1 protein-coding gene is annotated in these 504 nt (G+C 34.5%); it reads right to left on the bottom strand.

The features are described 5' to 3' along the window. Positions 1–251 precede the first annotated feature (251 nt). On the bottom strand, positions 252–504 hold a 253-nt coding region (locus BPMYX0001_RS25575; RefSeq protein WP_033799384.1), incomplete at its 5' end, for an AbrB/MazE/SpoVT family DNA-binding domain-containing protein.

Raw genomic sequence — 504 nt, 5'->3', positions numbered from 1 at the left:
ACGTTCTTTTTGTTGTTGTCTGAGATGCGACCATTTCTTATTTGTTTGACGGATCTGTCCATTAACTTTTATATGATTTTTCATAGACACGCCCCCTATTACTATCAAAGCGAATATATAACTATCGTAGCACATCGACTTCAAAAGAGGGAAAGAATCCCTTGATGAAGATTTTTGTTTTATTTATTAATAATTATGGTACGTGAAATTATTTATATGCATCTTGAAAAAGCTCCTCTAAAAGGAGCCGATTATTTAACCAGATTCTTCTGTAATTCCTCTATTATAAGCTCTGCACCTGCTGGGCTTAGCGTAATCTTTCTTTCTGCTAAAGAAATATTTTTATCAGATACTTCTCCTGTTATTGCACAAGCACCATGCGCTTCATATTTTTTCAAGATGATCTTTTCACCTTCTACATAAATCTCTAATGGTGTCTTTTCTTCAATTTCCAGCGTGCGTCTTAACTCCATTGGTATAACGATACGTCCTAATGGATCTAAC

It is taken from the genome of Bacillus pseudomycoides DSM 12442, from assembly GCF_000161455.1.
GTDB lineage: Bacteria > Bacillota > Bacilli > Bacillales > Bacillaceae_G > Bacillus_A > Bacillus_A pseudomycoides.
Note: the sequence above shows the minus strand (reverse complement) of the source record. Positions and strands in the feature narration are given on the sequence as shown.